The organism is Burkholderia contaminans (assembly GCF_029633825.1).
Classification (GTDB): Bacteria; Pseudomonadota; Gammaproteobacteria; order Burkholderiales; family Burkholderiaceae; genus Burkholderia; species Burkholderia contaminans.
In genome coordinates this window covers 2,763,999-2,789,958 of the sequence record NZ_CP090640.1, presented here as the reverse complement: position 1 = coordinate 2,789,958, position 25,960 = coordinate 2,763,999, and the positions used below count along the sequence as shown (strand labels likewise).

Annotated in this window: 25 protein-coding genes; 21 read left to right on the top strand and 4 right to left on the bottom strand. The window is 65.7% G+C overall.

Annotated elements, in window-relative coordinates; all coding sequences use genetic code 11:
- Positions 1 to 13: 13 nt before the first annotated feature.
- From LXE91_RS12940 to LXE91_RS12930, 3 genes are read right to left on the bottom strand one after another with little or no spacing between them, the layout of a single operon-like run.
- Positions 14 to 1,681 (bottom strand): long-chain fatty acid--CoA ligase, encoded by a 1,668-nt coding sequence (locus LXE91_RS12940; RefSeq protein ID WP_035479516.1) that lies wholly within the window; start codon positions 1,679 to 1,681, stop codon positions 14 to 16.
- A complete protein-coding gene (locus LXE91_RS12935) occupies positions 1,678 to 2,745 on the bottom strand; it encodes a CaiB/BaiF CoA transferase family protein (RefSeq protein ID WP_027015142.1) in 1,068 nt (355 codons plus the stop codon). Before LXE91_RS12935 ends, LXE91_RS12940 begins: the two co-directional genes overlap by 4 nt.
- Before the next feature lie 2 nt (positions 2,746 to 2,747).
- Positions 2,748 to 3,893, bottom strand: coding sequence for an acyl-CoA dehydrogenase family protein (locus LXE91_RS12930; RefSeq protein ID WP_035479518.1), 1,146 nt, complete (start codon positions 3,891 to 3,893; stop codon positions 2,748 to 2,750).
- 194 nt (positions 3,894 to 4,087) lie between these two features.
- Here LXE91_RS12930 and LXE91_RS12925 point away from each other — a divergent pair, with 194 nt between their 5' ends.
- Both LXE91_RS12925 and LXE91_RS12920 read left to right on the top strand, forming a co-directional pair.
- Positions 4,088 to 5,128 carry an AraC family transcriptional regulator gene (locus LXE91_RS12925; protein WP_027015141.1) on the top strand — a complete coding sequence of 347 codons (1,041 nt, stop codon included), beginning with the start codon at positions 4,088 to 4,090 and terminating at the stop codon, positions 5,126 to 5,128.
- Positions 5,129 to 5,459: 331 nt separating this feature from the next.
- Positions 5,460 to 6,509, top strand: coding sequence for an MBL fold metallo-hydrolase (locus LXE91_RS12920; RefSeq protein ID WP_012436223.1), 1,050 nt, complete (start codon positions 5,460 to 5,462; stop codon positions 6,507 to 6,509).
- Positions 6,510 to 6,697: 188 nt separating this feature from the next.
- Here LXE91_RS12920 and LXE91_RS12915 read toward each other — a convergent pair whose 3' ends face one another.
- Positions 6,698 to 6,976: a transposase gene (locus LXE91_RS12915; protein WP_012436224.1), complete on the bottom strand. Its 279-nt coding sequence runs from the start codon at positions 6,974 to 6,976 to the stop codon at positions 6,698 to 6,700.
- A 267-nt stretch (positions 6,977 to 7,243) separates the two neighbouring features.
- Between LXE91_RS12915 and LXE91_RS12910 the strand changes: the two genes are divergently transcribed.
- From LXE91_RS12910 to LXE91_RS12820, 19 genes are all read left to right on the top strand, one after another.
- On the top strand, positions 7,244 to 8,611 hold the full coding sequence (locus LXE91_RS12910; protein WP_012436225.1) for an MFS transporter: 1,368 nt from the start codon (positions 7,244 to 7,246) through the stop codon (positions 8,609 to 8,611).
- 24 nt (positions 8,612 to 8,635) lie between these two features.
- Complete coding sequence (locus LXE91_RS12905; protein ID WP_012436226.1) at positions 8,636 to 10,417, top strand: acyl-CoA dehydrogenase; 1,782 nt, start codon at positions 8,636 to 8,638, stop codon at positions 10,415 to 10,417.
- Between the two features lie 24 nt (positions 10,418 to 10,441).
- On the top strand, positions 10,442 to 11,191 hold the full coding sequence (locus LXE91_RS12900) for an electron transfer flavoprotein subunit beta/FixA family protein (RefSeq protein WP_012436227.1): 750 nt from the start codon (positions 10,442 to 10,444) through the stop codon (positions 11,189 to 11,191).
- Positions 11,192 to 12,124 carry an electron transfer flavoprotein subunit alpha/FixB family protein gene (locus LXE91_RS12895; protein WP_012436228.1) on the top strand — a complete coding sequence of 311 codons (933 nt, stop codon included), beginning with the start codon at positions 11,192 to 11,194 and terminating at the stop codon, positions 12,122 to 12,124.
- A 17-nt stretch (positions 12,125 to 12,141) separates the two neighbouring features.
- Positions 12,142 to 13,056, top strand: a complete 915-nt coding sequence (locus LXE91_RS12890) for a LysR family transcriptional regulator (protein ID WP_012436229.1) — start codon at positions 12,142 to 12,144, stop codon at positions 13,054 to 13,056.
- Between the two features lie 25 nt (positions 13,057 to 13,081).
- Positions 13,082 to 13,312 (top strand): EexN family lipoprotein, encoded by a 231-nt coding sequence (locus tag LXE91_RS12885; RefSeq protein WP_012436230.1) that lies wholly within the window; start codon positions 13,082 to 13,084, stop codon positions 13,310 to 13,312.
- Positions 13,313 to 13,529: 217 nt separating this feature from the next.
- The gene (locus LXE91_RS12880) at positions 13,530 to 15,548 is read left to right on the top strand and encodes a conjugal transfer protein TraG (RefSeq protein WP_012436231.1); all 2,019 of its coding nucleotides are present in this window, start codon (positions 13,530 to 13,532) and stop codon (positions 15,546 to 15,548) included.
- On the top strand, positions 15,545 to 16,009 hold the full coding sequence (locus tag LXE91_RS12875) for a ribbon-helix-helix protein, CopG family (protein ID WP_046543665.1): 465 nt from the start codon (positions 15,545 to 15,547) through the stop codon (positions 16,007 to 16,009). Before LXE91_RS12880 ends, LXE91_RS12875 begins: the two co-directional genes overlap by 4 nt.
- On the top strand, positions 16,006 to 17,055 hold the full coding sequence (trbB, locus tag LXE91_RS12870) for a P-type conjugative transfer ATPase TrbB (RefSeq protein ID WP_046543664.1): 1,050 nt from the start codon (positions 16,006 to 16,008) through the stop codon (positions 17,053 to 17,055). Before LXE91_RS12875 ends, trbB begins: the two co-directional genes overlap by 4 nt.
- Entirely contained in the window at positions 17,052 to 17,438 is a 387-nt protein-coding gene (locus tag LXE91_RS12865) for a TrbC/VirB2 family type IV secretion system protein (protein ID WP_003056137.1), read from the top strand. Before trbB ends, LXE91_RS12865 begins: the two co-directional genes overlap by 4 nt.
- Entirely contained in the window at positions 17,435 to 17,707 is a 273-nt protein-coding gene (locus tag LXE91_RS12860; protein WP_003056130.1) for a VirB3 family type IV secretion system protein, read from the top strand. The genes LXE91_RS12865 and LXE91_RS12860 overlap by 4 nt, the downstream gene beginning before the upstream one ends.
- Positions 17,708 to 17,721: 14 nt before the next feature.
- Entirely contained in the window at positions 17,722 to 20,193 is a 2,472-nt protein-coding gene (gene trbE / locus LXE91_RS12855) for a conjugal transfer protein TrbE (protein WP_003056125.1), read from the top strand.
- Positions 20,190 to 20,945, top strand: coding sequence for a P-type conjugative transfer protein TrbJ (trbJ, locus tag LXE91_RS12850; RefSeq protein ID WP_003056124.1), 756 nt, complete (start codon positions 20,190 to 20,192; stop codon positions 20,943 to 20,945). The genes trbE and trbJ overlap by 4 nt, the downstream gene beginning before the upstream one ends.
- 11 nt (positions 20,946 to 20,956) lie before the next feature.
- On the top strand, positions 20,957 to 21,283 hold the full coding sequence (locus tag LXE91_RS12845; RefSeq protein WP_003056123.1) for an EexN family lipoprotein: 327 nt from the start codon (positions 20,957 to 20,959) through the stop codon (positions 21,281 to 21,283).
- The gene (trbL, locus tag LXE91_RS12840; protein ID WP_003056122.1) at positions 21,280 to 22,632 is read left to right on the top strand and encodes a P-type conjugative transfer protein TrbL; all 1,353 of its coding nucleotides are present in this window, start codon (positions 21,280 to 21,282) and stop codon (positions 22,630 to 22,632) included. The genes LXE91_RS12845 and trbL overlap by 4 nt, the downstream gene beginning before the upstream one ends.
- 18 nt (positions 22,633 to 22,650) lie before the next feature.
- Positions 22,651 to 23,355 carry a conjugal transfer protein TrbF gene (gene trbF / locus LXE91_RS12835; protein ID WP_003056121.1) on the top strand — a complete coding sequence of 235 codons (705 nt, stop codon included), beginning with the start codon at positions 22,651 to 22,653 and terminating at the stop codon, positions 23,353 to 23,355.
- The gene (gene trbG, locus LXE91_RS12830) at positions 23,352 to 24,353 is read left to right on the top strand and encodes a P-type conjugative transfer protein TrbG (protein WP_003056120.1); all 1,002 of its coding nucleotides are present in this window, start codon (positions 23,352 to 23,354) and stop codon (positions 24,351 to 24,353) included. The genes trbF and trbG overlap by 4 nt, the downstream gene beginning before the upstream one ends.
- Before the next feature lie 2 nt (positions 24,354 to 24,355).
- On the top strand, positions 24,356 to 25,624 hold the full coding sequence (locus tag LXE91_RS12825; RefSeq protein ID WP_003056119.1) for a TraB/TrbI/VirB10 family type IV secretion system protein: 1,269 nt from the start codon (positions 24,356 to 24,358) through the stop codon (positions 25,622 to 25,624).
- The gene (locus LXE91_RS12820; RefSeq protein WP_003056116.1) at positions 25,621 to 25,896 is read left to right on the top strand and encodes a DUF2274 domain-containing protein; all 276 of its coding nucleotides are present in this window, start codon (positions 25,621 to 25,623) and stop codon (positions 25,894 to 25,896) included. The genes LXE91_RS12825 and LXE91_RS12820 overlap by 4 nt, the downstream gene beginning before the upstream one ends.
- The last annotated feature ends 64 nt before the right edge of the window (positions 25,897 to 25,960 follow it).

Genomic DNA, 25,960 nt, shown 5'->3' with positions numbered 1-25,960 from the left:
TCAAAAGGTTGGCTCACTCGGCGTAGCGGCCCGCATGCTCGGCGCGGATGCGCTTCTTGTCGAGCTTGCCGACGCTGGTCTTGGGGATGGCTTCGACGAACAGGACCTGATCCGGCCACTGCCACTTGGCGAAGGCGCTGCCCAGGTACTCCTTCAGTTGTTCCTGGGTCGCCTGCTGGTCGGGCTTGAGCACCACCAGGGCCAGCGGCCGTTCCTGCCACTTCGAATGCGGAACGCCGACCACGGCGGCGTCGCGCACGGCGGGGTGGCCCATGAGCAGGTTTTCCATGTCGATGGAAGAAATCCATTCGCCGCCGCTCTTGATCACGTCCTTGATGCGGTCGGTAACTTTGAGGTAACCGTTCTCGTCCACCGTTCCGACATCGCCCGAGCGCCACCAGCCGCCTTCCAGGAAACGGTCTGCGGAATCAGGCATGTCGTGGTATCTGGCCGTGATCCAGGGGCCGCGCACGCAAATCTCGCCCGCTGACTTTCCGTCGTGCGGCAAGTCCTTGTCGTCGGCATCGAGGATGCGAATATCCACCCCGGTCAGCACCAGACCCTGCTTGCGCTTGAGGTTCCACTTCTCTTCCTCGGTCAAGCGCTTCTTGAGCGTGGACTTGAGGCGGTTCATCGTCACCAGCGTCGTGGCTTCGGTGGCGCCGTAGGCGTGCACCACCTCAGCACCCGTGAGGTCGTAGAAACCGATCATCATCGACAGCGGCGGCTCGGAGGCGCCAGACAGCATGCGCATGCGGCTGAAGTCCGGCTTGACCTGCATCGTCTCGATGTACTGCAGCATGGGCTGGAAGATGGCCGGTGCGCCGTTGGTGATGGTCACACCCTCAGCGATCATGGCGTCAACCAGCGGCTTGGTGTCTTCGGCAGCGTAGCGGCCCGGCAGCACGATCTTGTCGGCCAGCAGCGTGGCGGCCTGTGGCAGGCCCCAGCACTGCCCGTGGAACATGGGCGTGATGAGCATGACGCAGTCGTCCAGCGTCATGCCCAGATTGGTGGCCATGGCCGTGGAGTGCAGATAGATGCCGCGGTGCGAGTAGTACACGCCCTTGGGCTTGCCTGTGGTGCCGGTGGTATAGCAGGCGCTGTAGGCCGAGGTTTCGTCGATCTCGGGCCAGTCGATCTTCGTGTCGGCGGCGGCCAGCAGGTCTTCGTAGTGCAGCAGCGGTTTCAGCGTGGTCTTGATCTGGTCCAGCGGCTTGTCGGTCATGACAATCCAGCCCTTGATCTGGGGCGAATTCGCTGCGACGGATTCGGCAAGGGGTAGCAATGACTCGTCTACGCAAACGTAGGACACCTTGCTGTGGTCGACCACGTAGCCCAGGTCCTCTGGGCCCAGGCGCAGATTCATCTGCAACATGACAGCACCCAGGCCGGGAATAGACCAGTACAGCTCGAAGTGACGTCGGCTGTTCCAGTCCAGGATGCCGACCCGGTCGCCGGGCTCGACACCGAGCGCGCGCAGTGCATTGGCGCTGCGGCAGATGCGCGCGTAGCAGTCCGCGTAGGTGTAGCGATCCCAGCCGCCATCGGGTGTGCGGTAGACGATCTCCTGGTCCCCATGGGTGCGCGCGGCGTGCCGGATCAGCGTCGTGGTGTTGAGCTGGCGGTCGTTGCCCGTGGTGGACGGGCAGCCGCGGACGATGTGGGTGGTAGCAGTCATTTCTTTGTCTCCTGGGTGGTGGTTGCGTTGAGTGCCTGGAACCGTGGGGCCGAGGCCGCTTCGATGGCGCCGAAAGAGGTGGTCTGGTAGATGCCCCGTGCCGCGTTGTGCGGATGCCGCACTGCCTCGGCCAGGCTGAGCACGGGTGCAAAGCAGGCGTCGCTGCCTTCAAGCAGCGCGCACCAGTGCGCCTGGGGCTGGGTGCGGATGAGGGCCGCGATGCGCTCCTTCAACGCTGGCCACGCCGCCGTGTCGTACTGGTCTGCAGGGTTCACGTCCGCCAGGCCCAACTTGGACAACAGCAATGCGTAGAACGGCGGCTCGATCGCGCCGAGGCTGATGAAGCCGCCGTCGGCGCAGACGTACACGTCATAGAACGGCGAATCGTGGAACGGGCTCGGCTGTGCGCCGTCGATCTGCCCGTTGGCGCGAATCCAGTGCACCAGCGTGCCCAGCATGGCCACGATGTCCACGATGGCTGCGTCCACAACCCGGCCACGGCCGGTGGCCCGTGCATCGACCAGCGCGCAGGCGATGCCAAAAGCCATGCCTAGCGCCCCGGCACCGTCCCCGAGTACCGAGGGCGGCACGATGGGCGCCTGCCCCCTGTGCGCCGACAGCGACAGCAGGCCCGTCAGCGCGACGTAGTTCAGGTCGTGGCCCGCGGCCTGGGCAAGTGGCCCGTCCTGGCCCCAGCCCGTCATCCGGCCATAGACCAGCCGGGGATTGAGCGCCGCGCAATCTGCGGGGCCGAAGCCCAGCCGCTCCATCACCCTTGGGCGAAAGCCTTCGATCAGAGCGTCGGCCTGGGCAATCAGTTCCAGTGCGCGCGCCTTGCCACCGGGCGACTTCAGGTCGATGACCTCGACCTTCTTGCCGCGGTGCAGCGGGTTCTCCACCGCCCCGCCCAGCCGCTGCGCCCCAGCAGCCTGCTCGGCCCGTGCCAGCGCGATCACCTCGGCGCCCATGTCGACCAGCATCCTGGCGGCCAGAGGGCCTGGACCGATGCCCTCAAACTCCACCACACGGACGCCGTGCAGAGGCAACTGCAGCGTGTGCGGCATGTTCACAGCTTCCTCGAAACCAGGTCTTTCAGGACCTCGTTGGCGCCGCCGTAGATCTTCTGCACTCGCGAAGCGGCATACATCCGCGCGATCGGATACTCGGCCATGTAGCCGTAGCCGCCGAACAATTGGAGACACTCGTCCACCACGCGGCACTGCTGTTCGGTGCACCACCACTTGGCCATGTAGGCGGCCTCGTTGTCGAGTGTGCCGTCCAGCAGTCTCTGTGTACAGTCGTTGACGAAGCTGCGCACCACATGCGCGATGGTCGCCATCTCGGCCAGCTTTTGGCGCGTTGTCTGCATGTCGAACAGAGGCGCACCGAATATCTTGCGCTGCTTCGTGTATTCGATGGTGAGCTCCAACGCCCGGTCGATGACGGCCGCCGCCGGCACTGCAATGACCATGCGCTCGTAGGGCAGCGCGCCCATCAGTTGCCCAAAGCCTTGTCCTTCAACGCTCCCCAGCAGTTGGTCGGCTGGAACGCGCACGCTGTCGAAGAAGAGCTCCGCCGTGTCCGAGGCCTGCATGCCGATCTTTTCAAGCAGGCGGCCCACACGAAAGCCTGGCAGGTTCTCGGTCTCCAGTACGAACAGCGACACCCCTTTGCTGCCCGCGCCACTGGTGCGCGCCGCGACGATCAGCAGGTTTCCGGTGAAGCCGTTGGTGATGAAGGTCTTGGCGCCGTCGATCACGTAGTAGTCGCCGTCGCGCCGGGCCCGGGTGGAGATGGCCTTCAGATCCGAGCCGCAGCCCGGCTCGGTCATCGCGATTGCGGCCAGCATCTCGCCGTTCGTCACCTTGGGCAGCCAGCGCTGCTTTTGCGCTTCGGTGCCAAAGTCCAGGATGTAATGCGAAGCGATGGTGTGCACCGCGATATTGACCGGCATCTCGGCCTTGGCCAGTTCGTCCTGCACCACCAGCTGGTAGGCGAGGCTGGCGCCGGCACCACCATAGGTCTCGGGCATCTCGGGCAGCAGAAAGCTCATCCCGCCGAACAGACGCCAGACCTCGCGCGGGATGTAGCCCTGGCGGCGCCATTCGTCGAGCCGGGGAGTGAATTCGGCGGCAACGTAGCGACGCACCTGCTCGCGAAAAGCGTCGATCTCGTGGTCCATCCAGGCGTGGCGATACAGCTGTGGCAGCATGGGCATGTCTCCTTGTATGTTGGCTTCTGACCCCGCACCGGGCGTTCCGCACAGCGCCACTGCCGAAGTGTTTTTGGGGATGCGACAATCGTAATAATTGGCCCCTGCAAGGGCGATAGCGGATTGCCTCAATCAACTGACAAATAACTTCTTTTGGCCCGCGCGACCGGCGTTGGCTCCTTCGATCACACGCAATGCTGCAACCCGTCTTCACCGCTCCTATCTTTGCCGTGCATGGCCTGCTGGACGGCGCGCGCGGCAAGGGGCTGGCCACGCAAGAATGGCTGAAGGGCGTGCTGGGGCGCGCCGGCATCAGCGAATCGCTGCTGGAGCTCGAGGATTCGCGCGTAACCGTGGAGCAGTTCAACGCGCTATTTATCGCTGTCAAGGACAGCCTGAACGACGAGTGCCTGGGCTACCTACATGAGCGACCCATGCGCCCGGGCAGCTTCGCGCTAATGGTGCGCAGCGCGTTCACTGCCCATTCGTTGTCATGCGCCCTGCGTCGCCTGAGCGAATCCTTCGCCCTGCTGCAGGACGACGTGACGCTGGTGCCCGTGACCGAGGGCGCGCTGGGGGGCTTCGCGCTGGAGATGCGCGGCGGCCCGGGCGCACATGCCGAATTCCTTCATGCACATCTGCTGCGCGTGTTCTGGCGCTTGTTGCTGTGGCTGCACGGCGGCCGGCTGGTGCCGCAGCGATTCGACTTCAATTTTGCGCTGCCGCTCCATGCGATGAGCTACGGGCGCATCTTTTCCGGTTCGCTGTGCTTCGGGCAGCCGCGCACGGCCGCCTGGTTCGACGCCGACGCCTTCAAACTGCCGGTGCGGCGCGATCGGGACGCGCTGCAGTCCTTTCTGCGCGCCACGCCGGGCAACGTGGTGGGGCCGCACCTGAACGAGCGCAGCGCCAGCGCGCGGGTCCGCATGGTGCTGCAGCTGGCCAACCCCGAATGGCCCGACCTGCCCGTCACCGCGCAGCGCCTGCATATGTCGGTGAGTGCGTTGCAGCGGCACCTGGCCACCGAGGGCACTTCCTTCCAGGCACTGAAGGACCAACTGCGGCGCGACATGGCGATCGTGCGCCTAACCAGCAGCGAAGCCTCGCTCATCGCCATCGCCGCCGACCTGGGCTTCACCGACAGCACCGCCTTCCAGCGCGCATTCAAGGTCTGGACCGGCAGCGCGCCGGGAGCCTACCGCGCCCGCTCGCGTAGCCCGCAGCACCCTACATAGAGGCATTCGACCAATTCCGGCACGGCCACGAGGCTGTAGCCGACCACCGAGAAGATCGGCGCCTTCATAGCTGCCGGGTCTTGGCCCACATCGAGCGAGGCTCTCGTGCGCTCAAGAGACTGTTTGCAGCCCTGGCAGTTGCACCGACGGCAGCGCAGCGACAGGCTGCGCCAGGAAGCAGACGCTTTCCGTCAGCCTATCGAGGTCATTCGTCATTGCCACCGTTGAGGCTGACTTCTAAGCTTCCTAAGCTAAAACTGAGCTCGCACTGCATAGGAGTGATGGCTCTGCGCCATTAGGAGCAGCACTGCCAGAATGTAAATCAAGCATCATGACCGACGCAGCCCCGGCACTCTCGTATCCGTTCTCGGATCTCCCACTCCCTGGCCAAGCCACGGAAATCAAGCCTGGTGTGCTGTGGCTGCGCATGCCGCTGCCGTTTTCCCTGGATCACATCAACCTCTGGGCATTGAGCGACGGTCCTGGTTGGGCGGTCGTGGACACGGGCATTCGCAGCGTGGACGTCAGGAACGCGTGGCTCGCCTTGCTCGCTCCGCAGGGGCCGCTAGCCGGCCGACCCATCTCCCGTGTGATAGCGACGCACATGCACCCGGATCATGTGGGCATGGCGGGATGGTTGACACGTCGCTTCGAATGCGCGCTTTGGATGACACGAGACGAGTATTTGAGCTGTCGGGTGATGCTTGCCGATACGGGGCGGGAAGCGCCAGTCGATGGCGTTCGCTTCTATCGGAGGGCCGGATGGAGCGACACCGAGGTGGATGAGTACCGCACCCGGTTCGGTGACTTCGGTAAAATGATCCATCCATTGCCTGACAGCTTTGTGCGGCTCACGGATGGCCAGATGTTGCGGATCGGGGACCAGGAATGGGAAGTCATCGTCGGCACAGGACATTCCCCCGAGCACGCGTGCTTCTACTCGCGCGAACTGGATTTGCTGATATCGGGGGATCAGGTTCTTCCCAGGATCAGTTCCAATACCTCCGTGTACGCCACCGAGCCGCATGCGAATCCTCTGCAGGGTTGGCTCGATTCCATCGACCGGTTGATGCAACGCGTACCTGGGAGCGCCCTGATTCTGCCTGCCCACAACGAACCTTTCCATGGCCTGCACCTACGGTTGGAGCAACTGCGTGCGAGCACCGTCAGAGGCACCGACCGCGTCAGGCAACAACTTGCGCAGCCTCTGAGGGTCATCGACCTGGTTCGCGCCCTGTACCGTTCGTCCATTGTTGCGGAGCAAATGCACCTCAACCTCGCGACCGGAGAGACGCTCGCCCACCTAAACTATCTCGACCAGCGTGGGGAAATCGTGTCTGCAGAAGACGAAGACGGCGCAATGCGCTATCGGCTCGCCTGATGCACTAATTTGCCCTCAAGGATATAGAAGTAACCCAATCAAGCCTGTCATTGACTGGGTTCTTTGCTGATGTGTTTCGAGAGCAATGAGTCCTTGCACCAGCGCGTCGTGTACGGCCTCCAGTTCTTTGAACACCGTGTTGGCAAACCAATCCTGGCACGGCACCTTCCACAGATGCTCGACCGGGTTCAGCTCAAGGCTGGCAGAAACTCTAGGCGCATATTCTGTGGCACATCCAAGTGACCCGCGATGTGCCAACCCGCCTGATCCATGACCATCATGATGAACTCGACGGCATGGCGTCGCGCCATCTCGGCCAGGAACACCTGCATCGTCTCAGCGTTGGCCCAGGGCAGCACCAGAGAGTCAATCACGCCATCGTGCGTGCTGACGGCGGCGAAGGCGTACAGGGTCTGGCGTTGAGGCGTGCGCCGACGATGGGGCGTGAGCCCCTGGGCACCCAACACTGCCGGGGTGTTCCCAGCAGGCAGAAGCGCCCTTCGTGCTGGAATATCAGCCGCACGCGGCGACCATATTCAGCTTGACGCCTGACCTCTTGGCGCACTTGAACAGTGCTCTCAGAAAGGGGCCGTTTGTCATTCGATCGGGGCGCTTCGTCATCGCGGCTCGCAGCACCGGCACCTAGGATTCCTTGTGTGCGCTGGACGACATGTAGCGGAGCGGCGATGACCGCCGCCCCACGATCCAGAGCCTAACTCAAAGGAGACAAACACGTGTGCCAAATCGACATGCAGAAGCTCGCCGACGACGCTCGCTTCAACCGCTTTCATGCCAAGGTGCTTCTGTGGTGCCTGTTGATTCTCATCATCGACGGCTATGACATCGCCGTGGTGGGCATCGCCCTGCCGTCCATCATGCAGCAGATGGGCGTGAACGCATCGACTGCCGGTTTCATGGCCAGTTCGGCCCTGTTCGGCATGATGTTCGGCGCCATGGTTCTGGGCACGCTGTCCGACCGGATTGGTCGGCGCTGGGCCCTCTCCATTGGCGTCATGCTGTTCAGCGTGTTCACCGCGGCCGCCGGATTCACCAAGGATCCCATCAGCTTCAGCGTGGTGCGCTTCATCGCGGGCCTGGGGATTGGCGGTGTGCTGCCGGTCATCGTGGCACAGATGGTCGAGTACTCGCCCAAGAAGATCCGCAGCCTGATGACGGCGCTGATGACTTCGGGCTACGCACTGGGCGGCATCCTGGCCGCGGTGCTCGGCAAGCAGCTGATCGGCGAGTACGGCTGGCAGGTCGTTTTCATCGCAGCGGGTGTGCCGGTCCTGCTGATTCCGTTCATCTTGAAGCTGGTGCCGGAATCAATGACCTACCTGATCTCGCGCAGCCGCAACGGCGAACTGGCCGAAGTGGCCCGTAATCTCCAGCCGGGAGTCAAGCACCCGGCGGACGCCCAGTTCGTCGTGCCCACCGCCGACCGCGTGGCGGGTGCGCCGGTCTCCCGGCTGTTCCAGGACGGGCGAGGCCCGAGCACGGTGCTGTTCTGGATCGCCTTCTTCTCGGGCCTGTTCATGGTCTATGCGCTCAGCAGCTGGCTGACCAAGCTGATGGCTATGGCTGGCTACAGCCTGGGGTCTGCCCTCAGCTTCGTGATCGCGCTGAACGTTGGCGCCATCATCGGTGCCGTGGGAGGCGGGTGGCTCGCCGACAAGTTCAACATCAAGTGGGTGCTGGTGGGGATGTATGCGCTGGGCGGCGTGCTGCTGTACCTGATGACGTTCCAGACCTCGACCGAGCTGCGTTATCTGATCATCGGCGCGGTCGGCGCCTGCACCACCGGCGCGCAATTGGTGGCCTATGCCTACTGCGGGCAGTTTTACCCGATGTCCATCCGCTCGACCGGCATCGGCATGGCCTCCGGCGTGGGGCGCCTGGGCGCGATCGCGGCGCCGCTGCTAATCGGCCAGATCGTTGCGCTTGAGCTGCCGCTGGAGCAGAACTTCCTGGTGATCGGGGCTTTCGGAATCATCGGCTCGATCGCCCTGGCGTTCATCAGGCATGGCGGCCCGGCGTCGGTGGGCCCGCAAGAGGCTGCACGCGAGTTGCGCCCGTCGCAACAGACGCCGCAAAACGCCTGATCGTAGCCATCAAGGAAATTCGCTGTGTCTGTCTACATAGCCCCCCTGCGCGAAATGCTGTTCGCCATGAAAGAGGTCGGCGGCCTGGACGCGATCTGCGCCCAGCCCGACCATGAAGAAACCACGCCCGACCTGGTCGAGGCCATCCTGCAGGAGGCGGCTAATTACGCCGCTGGCGTGCTGGATCCGCTCAACCGCCCCGGCGACGTGCAGGGCGCGCGCTGGCACGATGGTCGGGTCACGCCCGCCGACGGCTTTCGCGAAGCCTGGGCCAGCTTCTGCGAGAACGGCTGGAACGGCATGCCCGCTGCCACCGAATGGGGCGGCCAGGGCCTGCCCACGCTGGTCTCCACCGCCGTGCTGGAGATGTGGAAGTCGTCCAACCTCGCGTTCAGCCTGTGCCAGATGCTCACGCTGGGCGCGGTGGAGGCCATTGCGCACCATGGCAGCGACGCACTCCAGCGCCGCTTCCTGGCACCCATGGTCGAGGGCCGCTGGACGGGCACCATGAACCTCACCGAGCCCCAGGCCGGCTCTGACCTGGCCGCGCTGCGCAGCCGTGCCGTACACGAGGGCGACCACTACCACGTCAGCGGCAACAAGATCTTCATCACCTGGGGCGAGCACGACATGGCCGAGAACATCGTGCACCTGGTGCTGGCGCGCCTACCCGATGCGCCACCGGGGGTGAAAGGCATCTCGCTGTTCCTGTGCCCGAAGTACCTGGTCAACGACGATGGCACCCTGGGCGAACGCAACGACTTGGCCTGCACGTCGATTGAGCACAAGATGGGCATCCACGGCAGCCCCACGGCGTCGATGAGTTTTGGCGACAGCGGCGGCGCTATCGGCTACCTGGTCGGCGAGCCGCACCAGGGGCTGGCCTGCATGTTCACCATGATGAACCACGCGCGGCTGAACGTTGGCCTGGAAGGCGTGGGCATTTCCGAGCGCGCCTACCAGCGCGCACGCGCCTATGCGCTGGAGCGGGTGCAGGGCAAGCCGCTGATCAGCGGCAGCACCGCCATCGCAGGCCACCCGGACGTGCGGCGCATGCTGATGGACATGAAGGCCCGCACCGAGGCCATGCGCGCGCTGGCCTACTTCTGCGCCGGTCAGATGGACCGCGCCGCGGGCCACGCCGATGCGCAGGAGCGCGCGCAGGCGCAGGCCCTGGTCGGCCTGCTGATACCGGTGGTCAAAGGCTGGTGTACCGACAGCGCGCAGGGCATCACGTCCGACGGCGTGCAGGTGCATGGCGGCATGGGCTACGTCGAGGAAACCGGCGCCTCCCAGCACATGCGCGACGCGCGCATCACGACCATCTACGAAGGCACCACGGGCATCCAGGCCAACGACCTGATCGGCCGCAAGCTGGCACGCGAGGGCGGGCGCACGCTGAAGGCGCTGCTGGGCCGCATCGACGGCGATGCGCGCCGGTTGGTCGAATCGCCCGATGCAGTGCTGGCGCAGATCGGCCGCGCGTTGGCAGCCGCTGCCCAGGCGCTGGACGAAGCGGTCGACTGGCTGCTGGCCCACGACGGTCAACCCGCGCAGTGCGCGGCGGGCGCCGTGCCCTTCCTGCGGCTGGCGGGCACCGTGATCGGCGGCTGGCTGTCGGCGCGCATGGCCGAAGCCGCTACCGCGCAACTCGCGGCGGGCGCGGGCGATGCGGGCTTTCTCGGTACCAAGCGCGCCACAGCCAGCCATTACGCGGCGCATGTCCTGGTGCAGGCGCCGATGCTGCGCGACATCGTCACGGGCGGCGCCGCCAGCACGCTGGCCCTGGCGGACGATCAACTCTGAATGATCCTGAAAGGAAACCCTCCCATGAAAATCCTGGTTCCCGTCAAGCGGGTGGTTGACTACAACGTCAAGGTCCGCGTCAAGAGCGATGGCAGCGGCGTGGACATCGCCAATGTCAAGATGAGCATGAACCCCTTCGACGAGATTGCCGTCGAAGAGGCTGTGCGGCTCAGGGAGAAAGGCGCGGCAACGGAGATCGTCGCCGTCTCGTGCGGCGTGTCTCAATGCCAGGAGACGCTGCGCACCGCCATGGCCATCGGTGCCGACCGCGGCATCCTAGTCGAGACCAATGAAGAACTGCAGCCGCTGGCCGTGGCTAAGCTGCTTAAGGCCCTGATCGACAAGGAACAGCCCGGCCTCGTGATCCTGGGCAAGCAGGCCATCGACGACGACTGCAACCAGACCGGCCAGATGCTGGCGGCGCTGGCCGGTCTGCCGCAAGCCACCTTCGCCTCCAAGGTCGAGCTCGCCAGCGACAAGGCAGCCGTGACCCGCGAAGTGGACGGCGGCCTGGAAACCCTTAGCCTCACGCTGCCCGCGGTCATCACCGCCGACCTGCGTCTGAACGAACCGCGCTACGTCACCTTGCCCAACATCATGAAGGCCAAGAAAAAGCCGCTGGACACCATCAAGCCCGAAGACCTCGGCGTTCAAGTCGCCCCGCGCCTGAAGACCCTGAAGGTGACCGAACCCGCCAAGCGCGGCGCCGGCGTGAAGGTGGCTGACGTGGCCGCCCTGGTCGAAAAACTCAAGAACGAAGCGAAGGTGATCTAAATGTCGGTACTCGTTATTGCTGAACACGACAACGCATCCATCAAGGGCGCAACCCTGAACACCGTGACGGCTGCAGCCGCTTGCGGTGGCGACGTGCACGTGCTGGTGGCCGGCCACAATGCCGGCGCTGCCGCACAAGCCGCCGCCCAGATCGCCGGTGTCGCCAAGGTCATCCACGCCGACGCCGCAGGCTTGGCCCACGGCCTGGCCGAGAACGTGGCCGCCCAGGTGCTGGCCATCGCCGGCAACTATAGCCACATCCTGTTCCCGGCCACGGCCGGCGGCAAGAACGTGGCCCCCCGCGTGGCCGCCAAGCTCGACGTCGCCCAGATCAGCGACATCACCAAGGTGGTGAGCGCCGACACCTTCGAACGCCCCATCTACGCCGGCAATGCCATCGCCACCGTGCAAAGCAGCGACGCCACCAAAGTCATCACCGTGCGCACCACCGGCTTCGACGCCACAGCGGCGACCGGAGGCAACGCAGCAGTGGAAACGGCAACCGCAGCGGCAGACACCGGCAAGAGCAGCTACGTGGGCAGCGAAATCGCCAAGAGCGACCGGCCCGAACTGACGGCGGCCAAGATCATCGTCTCCGGCGGCCGTGCGCTGGGCAGCAAGGAAAAATTCGACGAAGTCATCACCCCGCTGGCCGACAAGCTGGGCGCGGCCATCGGCGCGAGCCGCGCGGCGGTGGATGCGGGCTACGCGCCCAATGACCTGCAGGTGGGCCAGACCGGCAAGATCGTGGCGCCGCAGCTGTACGTGGCGGCGGGCATCTCGGGGGCGATCCAGCACCTGGCGGGCATGAAGGACTCCAAGGTGATCGTGGCGATCAACAAGGACCCGGAGGCGCCGATCTTCAGCGTGGCCGACTACGGGCTGGAGGCGGACCTGTTCGCGGCTGTGCCGGAACTCGTCAAGGCCTTTTAACTTGGATGAGATACACCATGGAGCTTCGGCATTTGCGTTGCTTTATAGCGGTGGCCGAAGAACTTCACTTTGGCCGCGCAGCGGAAAAGCTGCACATCGATCAGTCCCCTTTGTCGCGCACCATCAAGGAGATAGAGGAAGAGCTCGGGGCGCAACTGTTCACGCGAACCACGCGAAGCACCCGCCTGACCTTTGCCGGAATGGCATTCCTGGAGCGGGTGCCGCGAATCTTCGAAGCTCTGAAACAGGCGTGTGACGGCGTCAAGTCCGCCGCCAGTGGGTTTCAGGGACAGTTGCGCATCGCTTTGTCCGATGGCATCACGCCCTCGCGAATGCCGACGCTGCTGGCACGGTGCCGAGAGGAAGATCCAGAGATTGACATTCGGTTATTTGAGATGCCGTTGGACCAACAGATCAAGGGTCTGCACGATGACCTGTATGACGTCGGCTTTTCGATGGCCGAAGAGGTGGGCGACGGCATTGTGGTCAGGCCTGCGTGGGAAGACGAGCTGATGGTGGCGGTCCCAGCTCGCCATCCTGTGCTGGCCCACAAGCACGTTCCGTTGGAAGAAGTGCTGCGCTATCCGCTGGCGCTATGCGATCCGGCGATATGCGAAGGCCATGCACGCCAAGTTGATCGCGTTTTGCAGCGCTACGAGCAACAGCCACTGATCGCCCAGCGCGTGGCGTCCTATGAGGTGATGATGACCTTAGTCTCCGCCGGATTGGCACTTGGTTTGGCGGGCGCCGCGCACATTGCATCCGGCCGTGGGCCAGGTGTTGTGGCCCGGCGCTTGGCGGGCAAGTCGCAGATGCTGGCCACGTATCTGCTGCACCGTGACGTGGAGCCCTCCGAAATGCTGGCTCGGTTCATCGCACGAGTGGACTCCATTGATTCGGCGGATGGCTCCAGCGCCGCCGAGGACTCCTGATCCACCTGCTGAAAGGACCCAAGCCATGCCCCGATTCCTGTCGCTGCTGATGGCCGCTGCACTGACAGCCTCCTGTGGGCCATCCCAACCGACGGAAACCGTGGACTTCCTCGTGGCCCATCCTGAGCGTCTCAAGGAAGTCCAGCGCCTGTGCAAGGAAGAGCGCGCGAAGGCCGGCGAAGAACTCTGCCGACGTGCCGCCGAGGCCGCGAATCGCCGCTTCTTTGGTGACCGGCCGGAGCAGAAGTCCCAATAAGGTAACCTTCCGTCGCGGCGCCGCGACAAAGTTCTCGCAGTTACCTCATCACGCCGCAGCGCGCTCGCGCATGCGGCATTTTTATTGTCTTCGCCACCGCAAGAAGTCTGGCTCTTTTGGCCTGAATCCCCGCCATAACGGTCTTTGACCGGCCTGCACGCTCGCCTTGATCCTCGGCACTACGGCACGTTCCTGTGCCGTAGTGGGAGGTTGACCAATGCAAGGAACGAACGTGCTGTTCGGTCAGATTGCCGTCGTCTTCGGCATCGTGATCGCTGGCGTATGGAGCGCCACGCAATGGACAGCAGCGGCCCTGGGCTACCAGCTACGCCTGGGCTCGCCGTGGTTCGACTTCTTCGGTACGCCGGTCTACCACCCCTGGGGCCTGTTCGAGTGGTGGTTCTTCTTCGACGCCTACGCGCCGCATATCTTCGACGCGGGCGGTGCCATTGCCGCAGGCAGCGGCCTGATCGCGATGGTAGTTGCCATCGGCATGTCGATCTGGCGCTCGCGCCAGTCCAAGCTGGTCACGACCTACGGCTCGGCCCGCTGGGCCAATGCGGAGGACATCCACAAGGCGGGCCTTGACCAGCCTGCGGGCGTGTTCCTCGGCCTGCATCGCCAGCAGTACCTGCGCCATGAAGGCCCGGAACACGTCCTGACATTCGCGCCCACCCGCTCGGGCAAAGGCGTGGGCCTGGTGGTTCCCACCTTGTTGAGCTGGCCTGCATCGGCCGTCATTCACGACATCAAGGGCGAGAACTGGAGCATCACCGCCGGCTGGCGCTCGCGCTTCTCGCATTGCCTGCTGTTCAACCCGACCGATGCGAAGTCGTCGGCCTACAACCCACTGCTGGAGGTGAGGCGCGGCGCGCACGAAGTGCGCGACGTGCAGAACATCGCAGACATTCTGGTCGATCCCGAAGGAGCACTGGAGCGGCGCAACCATTGGGAGAAGACCTCGCATGCGCTGCTGGTTGGGGCCATCCTGCACGTGCTCTACGCAGGCGAAGACAAGACGCTGCGCGGAGTCGCCAACTTCCTCAGCGACCCGGCCTGTCCCTTCGAGCTGACCCTGCATCGGATGATGACCACGCCGCACATCGGTGGTGGGCCGCATCTGGTGGTGGCATCGGCAGCGCGCGAAGTCCTGAACAAATCGGACAACGAGCGTTCCGGCGTGTTGAGCACCGCCATGTCATTCCTCGGCCTGTACCGCGACCCCACGGTGGCCGAAGTCACCTCGCGCTGCGACTGGCGCATTGCCGACCTGATCGCGGCCGAGCATCCGGTGTCGCTGTACCTGGTGGTGCCGCCTTCGGACATTTCGCGGACGAAACCGCTCATTCGCCTGATCCTCAACCAGATCGGGCGACGGCTGACGGAATCGCTCGACGGCAGCGACGGCATCGCGCGCCGCCACAAGCTGCTATTGATGCTCGACGAGTTCCCCGCGCTCGGACGGCTCGACTTCTTCGAGACGGCCCTGGCCTTCATGGCCGGCTACGGTATCCGCAGCTTCCTCATCGCCCAGTCGCTCAACCAGATTGACAAAGCCTACGGCCAGAACCATTCGATCCTGGACAACTGCCATGTCCGGGTGACGTTCGCCACCAACGACGAGCGCACCGCCAAGCGCATCTCCGAAACGCTGGGCACCGCGACCGAGCTGCGCGCGCAGCGCAACTACGCCGGCCACCGGCTCGCGCCATGGCTCGGGCATCTGATGGTGTCGCGCCAGGAGACGGCACGTCCGCTGCTCACGCCGGGCGAGGTAATGCAGCTTCCGCCCGACGAGGCCGTGGTGATGGTGTCCAGCGTGGCGCCCATCAAGGCCAAGAAGCTGCGCTACTACGCGGACAGCAATTTCAAGCGGCGCGTGCTTCCGCCGCCGGTGCTTGCAACCCTGTCCATGCAGGGGCGCTATGCCGATGTGCCACCGGAACGCGCCGACGACTGGAGCGGGCTGGCGATTCCCGCCATGCCGGTCGCACCGACGGCCGACGCCGCCGATGGGCTGGAGAACCTGGGTTCGGCCGACGACAGCGGCCCACGCCGCCAGCCCGAACTTTCCGAAGCCGTCACCTACGACCCCGACCTGGTTGCGCCCGCAGCCGACCTCGGGCTGCTCGATGACGACGACATGCCGCATCCCCTTCCTCGCCAGCTCGATCCGGCCCTGCAGCGCACGGCCCGGCTGGCTTCCCTCGACCCTGACGACGGAATCGACCTATGACCCAACACCGCCTCAACCTGTTCATCCAGCCGGAGCATGCCAAGCGTCTGGACGAGCTGGCCGCCAAGAAAGGCGTATCGAAATCCAGCATCGTCGCGGCGGCGCTCGCATCGTGGCTGTCGCCCGATGCTGCCGACCAGCGCGAGGCAGCGATTGCCAAGCGGCTTGATCGCCTCTCGCGCCAGGCCGAGCGCATGGAGCGCGACCAGAACATCGCCATCGAAACGCTGGCGCTGTTCATCCGCTATTACCTCACGGTCAGCACGCCAGTTCCCGAGGCGCACCAAGACGCGGCACGCGCACAGGGCAAAGCGCGCTTCGAGCAGTTCGTTGAACAGTTGGGTCGCCACCTGCTGCGCGGTCGAAGCCTGGTGCGCGATGTGGTGGAGGAACTGCACCCCGACCCGGCGCGGATGGATGACGCGGCGGCAGTTGCCGAAGCGCAAGAGCGCGCCTCATGAGCGTCGCACCTTCGTCCTTCGCCACCTCGCTCGACCGCCGCATTCAGATGCTGCGCACGGCGATGGGGCCGCTGATCGCTGCCGCGCTCGAAGACCCGGACGTGGTGGAAGTCATGCTCAATCCTGATCGCACCCTTTGGGTGGATCGGCTTTCATCGGGCCGCGCACCGATGGGCGTGGAGCTGTCCGAGGCGGACGGCGAGCGAATCATCCGCCTTGTCGCCGCCCACGTTGGCGCAGAAGTCCATCGCGGCCAGCCGCTACTGTCCGCCGAACTGCCCGAAACCGGCGAACGCTTCGAGGGTATCTTGCCGCCCGCCGCGCCAGGGCCGGCCTTCGCGCTGCGGAAGCGCGCCATCGGTGTGATTCCGCTGGAGCGGTACGTCATCGACGGGATGATGACCAGCGCGCAGGCGGGCTTTCTCGTTCGTGCCGTGCGCGAGCGGCAGAACGTCCTGATCGCCGGCGCCACCAGCAGCGGCAAGACCACGCTCGCCAATGCGCTGCTGGCCGAGATCGCCGCCACGGGCGACCGCGTGCTGGTGCTCGAAGACACGGTGGAACTGCAATGCGCGGCCCGCGACCACGTTCCGCTGCGCACCCGCGCAGGCGTGGTGTCGATGACCGAGCTTGTGCGCTCGTCCATGCGCCTGCGGCCTGACCGCGTGGTCGTGGGCGAGGTGCGCGGCGCCGAGGCGCTGGATCTCATCAAGGTGTGGGGCACGGGCCATCCGGGTGGCATTGCCACGATCCACGCCGGCTCCGCCCTCGGCGCGCTGCTGCGCCTGGAGCAACTGATTCTCGAAGTGGCGGAGAACCCGCCCCGTGCGCTGATCGCGGAAGCGGTCAACGTGGTCATCCACATCGCCGGGCGCGGACGCAAGCGCCGCATCGAGAGCATCGCCCGCGTCGTCGGCTTCGATGGCGCGGGTTACCGACTGGCGGATGCGATGGACGCGCCGTTTCCCGAGCTGCCGCCACTTCCCGATGCCGCACCCGCTGCGGCGACTTCCCCATCCCTCGACCTTTCTGGAGAACTGCCATGACGCACGTTGATGCTTTCCGTATTTCTGTAAATCCGCTTTCCCGCCGCTCCAGTCCCGCGCGGCTGGATGGCCTGGCCCGCCCGGCCATGCAAGGCTTGATGCTCGCTGCCTTCATGCTGCTGCTTGCGGGCACTGCACAGGCCGCCGGTTCCTCGATGCCGTGGGAAGGCCCGCTGCAATCCATCCTTGAATCCATCCAGGGGCCGGTGGCGCGCATCGTCGCGGTCATCATCATCATCGCCACGGGCCTCGCGCTCGCGTTCGGCGACACGTCGGGCGGCTTTCGCAAGCTGATCCAGATCGTGTTCGGCTTGAGCATCGCCTTCGCCGCGTCCTCGTTCTTCCTGTCGTTCTTCAGCTTCTCGGGCGGGGCCGTCGTATGAGTGCCCCGGACACCTTCGCGGCCGGGTTCGAGGTGCCGCTGCATCGCTCGCTCACCGAGCCGATCCTGCTGGGCGGCGCACCGCGCACCGTGGCGATCGCCAACGGCACCTTGGCCGCCGCTGTCGGGCTGGGCCTGCAACTGTGGATTCCCGGTGTCGTGCTCTGGATCGTCGGCCATTCGCTGGCGATGCGGGGCGCGCGCGTCGATCCGCAGTTCATGGCCGTGTTCGCGCGGCACATCAAGCACCGCCCGCTGCTGGACGTGTAGGGGAGGACGCCGCGATGCTGAACCTCGCCGAATACCGCCAGCGACCGGCCTTGCTCGCCGACTGGCTGCCCTGGGCCGGACTGGTGGCACCGGGCGTCGTCTTGAACAAGGACGGCAGCTTCCAGCGCACGGCGCGCTTTCGTGGCCCCGACCTCGACAGCGCGACGCAAGGCGAGCTGATCGCCACATCGGCGCGCTTGAACAACGCGCTGCGCCGCCTGGGTTCGGGCTGGGCGCTGTTCATCGAAGCCGAGCGCCGGTCTGCCGCCGACTACCCGCACTCCGATTTCCCCGAACCGCTGTCCTGGCTGGTCGATGAAGAACGCCGCGCCGCCTTCGAGGATTCGGGCAACCACTTCGAGAGCGGCTATCACCTGACGCTGGCCTACCTGCCGTCCGAGGAATCCCGTGCTCGGGCCGCGGGCCTGCTGTACGAAAACCGGCCCACCGAAGGCGTGGATTGGCGCGAGCGGCTGCACGCCTTCGTCGCTGAAACGGATCGCATCTTCGACCTGCTCGATGGCGTGATGCCGGAGATCGCCTGGCTTGATGACAGCCAGACGTTGACCTACCTGCATTCGACCGTCTCGACGCGCCGCTACCGCGTCGGCGTTCCCGAAGTGCCGTTCCACATCGACGCGCTGCTGACCGATTCCGCGCTGGTCGGTGGCCTGGCGCCGATGCTGGGCGACCAGCACCTGCGCGTGGTGTCGGTGCGCGGTTTCCCGACCTCGACCTGGCCGGGGATTCTGGACGACCTCAACCGCCTGGGCTTCGCGTATCGCTGGAGTACGCGCTTTCTGTGCCTCGACAAAGCCGAGGCGGAAAAAGAACTCGCCCGACTGCGCCGCCAGTGGTTTGCGAAAAGGAAGAACGTCATCGCGTTGCTGCGCGAGACGATCTTCCAGCAGGAAAGCCCGCTGGTCGATACCGACGCCAACAACAAGGCCGCCGACGCCGATGCTGCCTTGCAGGAGCTGGGCAGCGATCAGGTCGCCTTCGGCTACCTGACGGCGACCGTCACCGTCATGGACGCGGACGCCGCCGTTGCCGACGAGAAGCTGCGCATGGTGGAGCGCGTCATCCAGGGGCGCGGCTTCGTCACCATCCCCGAAACGCTCAACGCCGTGGATGCGTGGCTGTCGTCCATTCCGGGCAACGCATACGCCAATGTCCGCCAGCCCATCGTCTCGACGCTGAACCTGGCGCACATGATGCCGGTGTCGGCGGTATGGGCCGGCCAGGAACGCAATGCGCATCTCGATGGGCCGCCGCTGATCGTCACGCGCACAGACGGCGCCACGCCGTTCCGGCTGGTGACGCACATCGGCGACGTGGGCAACACGCTGGTGGTTGGCCCCATCGGCATGGGCAAGTCGGTGCTGCTGGCGACGATGGCGATGCAGTTCCGCCGCTATCGCGGCTCGCGCATCTTCGCCTTCGACATGGGGCGCTCGATCCGCGCGGCCATCCTGGGCATGGGCGGCGAGCACTACGACCTGGGCGCGGACGACGAGATCGCCTTCCAGCCGCTGGCGCGCATCGACCGAGAGGGCTACCGCACCTGGGCCAGCGAATGGGTGGAAGGCCGCCTGCTGCACGAAGGCGCGGCCGTCGGCCCGGACGAGAAGGCGGCCATCTGGTCTGCGCTGGGGAGCCTGGCCAGCGCGCCGGTGGAGCAGCGCACGCTCACGGGCCTGACGGCCTTGCTGCAATCGAACACCTTGCGCCAGGCACTCGCGCCCTACGTCCTGGGCGGCGCGCACGGCAGGCTGCTGGATGCCGACCACGACCGCCTCGGCACATCCGACGTGCAGGCGTTCGAGATGGAGGAGCTGATGCACAGCAAGGCTGCTGTGCTCGCGGTGCTGCGCTACCTGTTCGCGCGCTTCGAGGAGCGGCTGGATGGTGCGCCCACGCTGCTGATCCTCGATGAAGCCTGGCTGTTCCTCGATGACCCGGTGTTTGCGGCGCGCATCCGCCAGTGGCTCAAGACGCTGCGCAAGAAGAACGTCAGTGTCATCTTCGCCACGCAGTCGCTCGCGGACGTGAAGGATTCGGCCATCGCGCCGGCCATCATCGAAAGCTGCGCGAGCCGGATTTTCTTGCCGAACCCGCAAGCGACCGAACCGCAGATTCGCGCGATCTACGAGGGCTTCGGCCTCAACAGCCGGCAGATCGAGATCGTCGCCACCGCGCAGCCCAAGCGCGACTACTACTACCAATCCCGCCTCGGCAACCGCGTGTTCGACCTCGACCTGGGGCCGGCGACGCTGGCCTTCGCGGGTGCTTCCACGCCGCAAGACCAGCGCGCCATTGATGAGGTTCTTGGCCGCGTGCCGCAGGACGCCGGCGTGCCCGGCTTCGCGGGCGCCTGGCTGCGCCATCGCGGCCTCGATTGGGCGGCCGACCTGCTGCCCTCGTTCCCCGGCTACGCGCCGGGTTCCCTCCGTACCGCTGACCACCCCCAGGAGAACCAACTATGAAATTGCATACCCCCAAGCTCGCCGCGTTGACCGCCGCCTGCGTGCTCGCATTCGGCATCGCGCAACCCGCCCACGCCTTGTTCGGCGTCGGCGACATCGTGCTCGACCCGACCAATCTGGTGCAGAACACGCTCACCGCCGTTCGCACGCTGGAGCAGATCAATAACCAGATCCAGCAACTCCAGCACGAAGCGCAGATGCTCATTAACCAGGCGCGCAACCTGGCCAGCCTGCCGTCCAGCGTGGTCGGCCAGTTGCGCGCGAACCTGGCGACCACCCAGCGACTGATCGCGCAGGCCAAGGGCTTGGCCTACGAAGTGACAAGCATCGACCGCGAATTCGTGCGCCTGTATCCCGAGAAGTACGCCGCCACGGTGAGCGGCAATCAGATGTACCTCGATGCGCAGGAGCGTTGGAAGAACACGCTCAACGGCCTGCAAACGACCATGCAGATGCAGGCCCAGGCGTCGCAGAACCTGAGCGACGACGAAAGCGTGCTGGCCGACCTCGTGGGCAAGAGCCAGTCGGCCGAGGGCGCGCTGCAAGCGATGCAGGCCATGAACCAGTTGCTGGCCTTGCAGGCCAAGCAGTCGATCCAGACGCAGCGGCTCCAGATCACGCAAGACCGCGCGGCCTCGCTGGAACTGGCGCGGCAGGCGGCGGCCACGGAGCGCGGGCGCGAAGTGACGCGCCGCTTCCTGGGCGAAGGCACGCCGTACACGCCGCAGCCCGTCAATTTCTACAACCGCTGACGGAGGCTGCCATGCAACGCACGCCCGTCGTGTTTGCTTTCGCCATTCATGCGCTGGTGCTGGCCGGCTGTGACCGGCCGCAGCAAGTGTCGGTGAATGCGCTCGCCGCCGACCCGGCCCGGTTGCACGCGCTGCGCGCGCAGTGCCGCGCGGGCGCGCACGACGGCGCGTTTTGCGCGCAGGTGGCACAGGCCGACCTGCGGCGCTTTCTCTCCGGCCAGGCCGGGCCGAATGAGTACCAGACGCTGGCCGACCTGCCGCCGATCCCGCCCAGCTTCGATGAACCCGCCGATGGCAGCGCGGCAATCGCTCTGCCTGGGCAGGAGGACTCGCCATGAACGACGTGACGGTCATCGACCGCTTCCTCGACACCTTCTCGCGCTACATCGACTCGGGCTTTGGCCTGTTGCACGGCGAAGTGGCGTTTCTGACCGCCACGCTGATCGTCATCGACATGACGCTCGCCGGGCTGTTCTGGGCGATGAGCCATGCCACCGGCCAGGGCGAGGACGTGATCGCCAAGCTGATCCGCAAGGTGCTGTACGTCGGCGCCTTCGCCTACATCATCGGCAACTTCAACTGGTTGGCTGGCATCGTGTTCCGCTCCTTCGCCGGGCTGGGCCTGACGGCCAGCGGCTCGACCCTGAGCATGGAGAACTTCCTGCAACCGGGCCGGCTGGCGAAGGTCGGCATCGACGCCGGTGCGCCGATCCTGAAACAGATCGGCGACATGGCGGGCTTCCCCGAAGTCTTCGTGAACATCACGCCCATCGTCGTGATGTTCCTCGCTTGGCTGATCGTCCTGCTGTGCTTCTTCGTGCTGGCGATCCAGCTTTTCATCACGCTGATCGAGTTCAAGCTGACCACGCTTGCCGGCTTCGTGCTGGTGCCGTTCGCGCTCTGGAACAAGACCGCATTTCTCGCCGAGAAGGTGCTGGGCAACGTGGTGTCGTCCGGCATCAAGGTGCTGGTGCTGGCGGTGATCGTGGGCATCGGCTCGGGCCTGTTCGCCGAGTTTCAGGTACAGCCCGCCGAACCATCCATCGACCACTCCGTGGTCGTGATGCTGGCCTCGCTGACGCTGCTGGCCTTGGGCATCTTCGGGCCGGGCATTGCAACCGGGCTGGTGTCCGGCGGCCCGCAGCTCGGCGCAGGTGCGATGGCCGGTGCGGCGCTGGGCGCGGCCGGCGCTGCTGTTGCCGTGGGCGCTGCGGCTACGGGCGTCGGCGGCGCAGTCGCCGCCGGGGCGCGCATGGCGCCCGCAGCCGCCAAGCTGGCCGGTAGCGGAGCGCGTGCCGCCACTGGGGCCGCCAGCAGCGCGCGGTCGGCGTTTCAGGCGGGTTCTGCATCCGCCGGCGGCGGCCTCAAGGGCGCTGCCGCTGGTGTCGGCAATGTCGCCAAGACCGGCGCGCAGGCGACCGGGCAGAAGGTGGCTGAGGGCGCGCGCTCGATGAAGGAGCGTGTCGCCGCCGCCTTCCGGCCCGATGACGCCGGATCGGCGTCAGGGGGCGGTGCCGCACAGGCTGCAAACGAGCCAACCCCATCCACCGCGCAACCCGCCTGGGCCAAGCGCCTGCATCGCAGGCAGCAGCTCACCCATGCCGCGACGACCGCCGCCCACACGCTGCGCGGCGGCGATGGCGGCAGCTCCAGCCAAGGCCCGAGCCTGCGCGATTCCGATTCCTGATCTTCAAGGAGAACTCCCATGCGATTCAAACGACCGCAGGTGCGCTACGCCGATACGCCACAGCCTGCTACTCCGTATCAATCCGCCGCCCAGGTTTGGGACGAGCGCATCGGCTCGGCCCGCGTGCAGGCCAGAAACTGGCGTTTCATGGCCTTTGGCTGCCTCACGCTGGCCGTGCTGATGGCGGGCGGCCTAGTCTGGCGCTCGGCGCAGTCCATCGTCACGCCCTACGTCATTGAGGTGGACAACGCGGGCCAGGTGCGCGCTGTCGGCGAGGCCGCCACGCCCTACAAGCCCAGCGATGCGCAGATCGCCTACCACCTGGGCCGCTTCATCGGCCTGGTGCGCTCGCTGTCCATCGACCCCATCGTGGTGCGGCAGAACTGGCTCGATGCCTACGACTACACGACCGACAAAGGCGCGGTCGTGCTCAACGAGTACGCCCGCACGAATGACCCGTTCGCGCGCATCGGCAAGGAGTCGGTGACGGTGCAGATCACCAGCGTGACCCGCGCCAGCGACACGTCTTTCAACGTGCGCTGGACGGAAACGCGCTTCGTCAATGGCGCGCTGGATCGCACCGAACGCTGGAACGCGGTGATTTCCACGGTGCTGCAAACCCCGCGCACCGAGCAGCGTCTGCGCAAGAACCCCCTGGGCATCTACGTCAACGGGCTGTCGTGGAGCCGCGAACTGGAAGCTAACGAAGGAGCAAAACCATGAATGATCTTTTCCGTAAATCCGCCTTGCCGGTGATGCTTCTGGCTTCGACCGTGCTGTTCTCTGGCTGCGCTACTCAGGGCAAGCCGCCACCGACCATTTCGCTCGATGAGCCGGTGCAGGCCCAGCCGCTGCCGGAGCCACCAAAACCGGTGGAGGTGGTCACGGTGCCGCAGCCGCTCGCGCTGCCGTCGCAGTTGAAACCACTGCCAGAGACCGAGGAGGCCAAGCCCGCGCCGGAACCCGCGGATGAGAAAGTGCGCGTCTCGCGCGCCAATGCCGAGGCCCGTGTCGCGCCCACGCGCGAAGGCTACGTCAACGCGATCCAGGTCTGGCCCTTTACCGATGGCGCGCTTTACCAGCTCTATGCGGCCGTGGGCCGCGTGACGGTGGTTTCGCTGCAGCCCGGCGAGGAACTGGTGACGGTCGCGGCCGGCGACACGGTGCGCTGGATCGTCGGGGACACGTCGAGCGGCAGCGGTGAGGCTCTGCGCGTCAACGTGATGGTCAAGCCGATCCGCTCGGGCTTGAAGACCAATCTGGTCATCACCACCAGCCGCCGGACGTATCTGCTGGAGCTGACTTCGACCGAAAAGACGTGGATGGCGTCGGTGTCCTGGGAGTACCCGAAGGACAAGATGCTGGCCTTGCAGCGCCAGGCGCAGGCGGCCAGCGCCGCCGCCCCGGTCGATAGCGGCCTGTCGCTGGAGAAGATCCGTTTCCGCTATGCCATCAGCGGCAGCAATCCGCCGTGGAAGCCGCTGCGTGCTTTCGATGACGGCGAGAAGGTCTACATCCAGTTCCCGCCCGGCATCGCCCAGGGCGAGCTGCCGCCGCTGTTCGTGATCGGCGCGCAAGGCGACGGGCAACTGGTGAACTACCGATTCCGTGCGCCGTACTACATCGTTGATCGCCTGTTCGGCGCGGCCGAACTGCGCCTGGGCGGGGACAAAGGCGACGTGGTGCGGATTGAGCGCACGGACGGCACACGGAGGAACTGACCATGAGCCAGGACGATTCCCCTGATCTTGCGGCGCAGGCGGGCAAGGTCGCGCCCGAGGCGGTGGCGCTGCGCGCCCAGCCGCGCCCGGTCACGCGCCTGAACCGGCGCACGCTGGCCATCCTCGTCGGCGTCCTGTCGGTCGCCGTGCTCGGGGCCACGATCTGGTCATTGCAGCCGCACCGGCGCGGCACGGGCGAGCAGACCGAGCTTTACAACGTCGATCGCGTCTCGAAGTCCGAGGGGCTGGATGGTCTGCCGGCCGACTACTCGAAGCTGCCGCCGAAGGTGCCCGAGCTGGGGCCGCCGCTGCCGGGTGATCTCGGCCCAGCCATCGTGAAGTCGCAGCAGCCGGTGACGCCGGCCTACGCACCGCCGGGACATGATCCGGCGGATGCGTGGCGCAAGGAGGCCGATGCGGCGGCGAACTCGTCGGTGTTTTTCCGCTCGGGCAACCAAGGCAAGGCCACCGCGCCGGTCACGGCGCAAGCCGCTGCGGCTGCGCCCGGCAGCGCCTTGGCGGGCTTCGACCCGCTGGCCGCTGGCCCGGCCTCGACGGCGGCCCAGCCATCCGACCCGACAGCCGTGCAGAACCGGCAAGACCAGAAAGAGGCTTTCCTGAAAGGCGGTTCTACGGAAACCCGCAATTCCGGCAATCTCCAGATGCCGGCCTCGCCGTATCAGGTCATGGCGGGAACGGTGATCGCGGGCGCGCTGGTGACGGGCATCAAGTCCGATCTGCCGGGCGACGTGATAGCCACGGTGACGGAGCCGGTCTATGACACGGCCACTGGCAAGTTCCTGCTGATCCCACAGGGATCGCGCATCCTGGGCAAGTACAACAGCCAGGTGAGCTACGGGCAGAGCCGCGTACAGGTGGTGTGGAACCGCGTCATCCTGCCGGACACGTCCTCGCTGAAGCTAGACAACCTGGCGGGCACTGACCCTGCCGGCTATTCCGGCCTGGAGGATGGCGTCGATTGGCATTGGGATCGCGTCTTCGCGGGTGCGGCGCTGACGACCCTGCTGGGCGTGGGTGCCGAGTTGGCCGCACCGGAAAACCGGCAGGATGGCAACCGCATCGTGATCGCTGGGCGCGATAGCGCGCAGGACAGCATCAACCAGGTCGGCCAAGAGATGACCCGGCGCAACATGAACATCCAGCCGACGCTGACCGAGCGGCCGGGCCTGCCGGTGCGGATCATCGTCAACCGCGATTTTGTGCTGCGGCCGTACCAGCCTATGTTCTTCAACCGTGGAATTGCGAAATGAACACCACCAGGAAGTTGCGGCTTGGGCCGCTGCCCAAGGTCGAGAGCGTCAAGCTGGCCTTTGCGTGCCCGGTCAGCCTGAAAGCCGACCTCGACCGTTACGCCGCGCTGCACGCGCAGGTGTACGGCGAAGCGGTCGATGCCACGACGCTGATCCCGCACATGCTAGAGGCCTTCATGCAAGGAGACCGTGGGTTTCAGAGAAACAGCGCTAGTAAACACGCATTGCAAAACGCTGGTGGAGTAACCATCTCCGGTTGCCGTACGCCGTGAGCTTTTTGGCTATGCGTGACCTAGGTTGCGGGAGTTGGCATCGCGGCTTCGAATTTCGAGGGCT

Bases quoted from the DNA above. Each gene is read 5' to 3' on its own strand.
- LXE91_RS12940 (WP_035479516.1), bottom strand. From the start codon at position 1,681: ATGACTGCTACCACCCACATCGTCCGCGGCTGCCCGTCCACCACGGGC.
- LXE91_RS12935 (WP_027015142.1), bottom strand. From the start codon at position 2,745: ATGCCGCACACGCTGCAGTTGCCTCTGCACGGCGTCCGTGTGGTGGAG.
- LXE91_RS12930 (WP_035479518.1), bottom strand. From the start codon at position 3,893: ATGCTGCCACAGCTGTATCGCCACGCCTGGATGGACCACGAGATCGAC.
- LXE91_RS12925 (WP_027015141.1), top strand. From the start codon at position 4,088: ATGCTGCAACCCGTCTTCACCGCTCCTATCTTTGCCGTGCATGGCCTG.
- LXE91_RS12920 (WP_012436223.1), top strand. From the start codon at position 5,460: ATGACCGACGCAGCCCCGGCACTCTCGTATCCGTTCTCGGATCTCCCA.
- LXE91_RS12900 (WP_012436227.1), top strand. From the start codon at position 10,442: ATGAAAATCCTGGTTCCCGTCAAGCGGGTGGTTGACTACAACGTCAAG.
- LXE91_RS12895 (WP_012436228.1), top strand. From the start codon at position 11,192: ATGTCGGTACTCGTTATTGCTGAACACGACAACGCATCCATCAAGGGC.
- LXE91_RS12890 (WP_012436229.1), top strand. From the start codon at position 12,142: ATGGAGCTTCGGCATTTGCGTTGCTTTATAGCGGTGGCCGAAGAACTT.
- LXE91_RS12885 (WP_012436230.1), top strand. From the start codon at position 13,082: ATGCCCCGATTCCTGTCGCTGCTGATGGCCGCTGCACTGACAGCCTCC.
- LXE91_RS12880 (WP_012436231.1), top strand. From the start codon at position 13,530: ATGCAAGGAACGAACGTGCTGTTCGGTCAGATTGCCGTCGTCTTCGGC.
- LXE91_RS12875 (WP_046543665.1), top strand. From the start codon at position 15,545: ATGACCCAACACCGCCTCAACCTGTTCATCCAGCCGGAGCATGCCAAG.
- trbB (WP_046543664.1), top strand. From the start codon at position 16,006: ATGAGCGTCGCACCTTCGTCCTTCGCCACCTCGCTCGACCGCCGCATT.
- LXE91_RS12865 (WP_003056137.1), top strand. From the start codon at position 17,052: ATGACGCACGTTGATGCTTTCCGTATTTCTGTAAATCCGCTTTCCCGC.
- LXE91_RS12860 (WP_003056130.1), top strand. From the start codon at position 17,435: ATGAGTGCCCCGGACACCTTCGCGGCCGGGTTCGAGGTGCCGCTGCAT.
- trbE (WP_003056125.1), top strand. From the start codon at position 17,722: ATGCTGAACCTCGCCGAATACCGCCAGCGACCGGCCTTGCTCGCCGAC.
- trbJ (WP_003056124.1), top strand. From the start codon at position 20,190: ATGAAATTGCATACCCCCAAGCTCGCCGCGTTGACCGCCGCCTGCGTG.
- LXE91_RS12845 (WP_003056123.1), top strand. From the start codon at position 20,957: ATGCAACGCACGCCCGTCGTGTTTGCTTTCGCCATTCATGCGCTGGTG.
- trbL (WP_003056122.1), top strand. From the start codon at position 21,280: ATGAACGACGTGACGGTCATCGACCGCTTCCTCGACACCTTCTCGCGC.
- trbF (WP_003056121.1), top strand. From the start codon at position 22,651: ATGCGATTCAAACGACCGCAGGTGCGCTACGCCGATACGCCACAGCCT.
- trbG (WP_003056120.1), top strand. From the start codon at position 23,352: ATGAATGATCTTTTCCGTAAATCCGCCTTGCCGGTGATGCTTCTGGCT.
- LXE91_RS12825 (WP_003056119.1), top strand. From the start codon at position 24,356: ATGAGCCAGGACGATTCCCCTGATCTTGCGGCGCAGGCGGGCAAGGTC.
- LXE91_RS12820 (WP_003056116.1), top strand. From the start codon at position 25,621: ATGAACACCACCAGGAAGTTGCGGCTTGGGCCGCTGCCCAAGGTCGAG.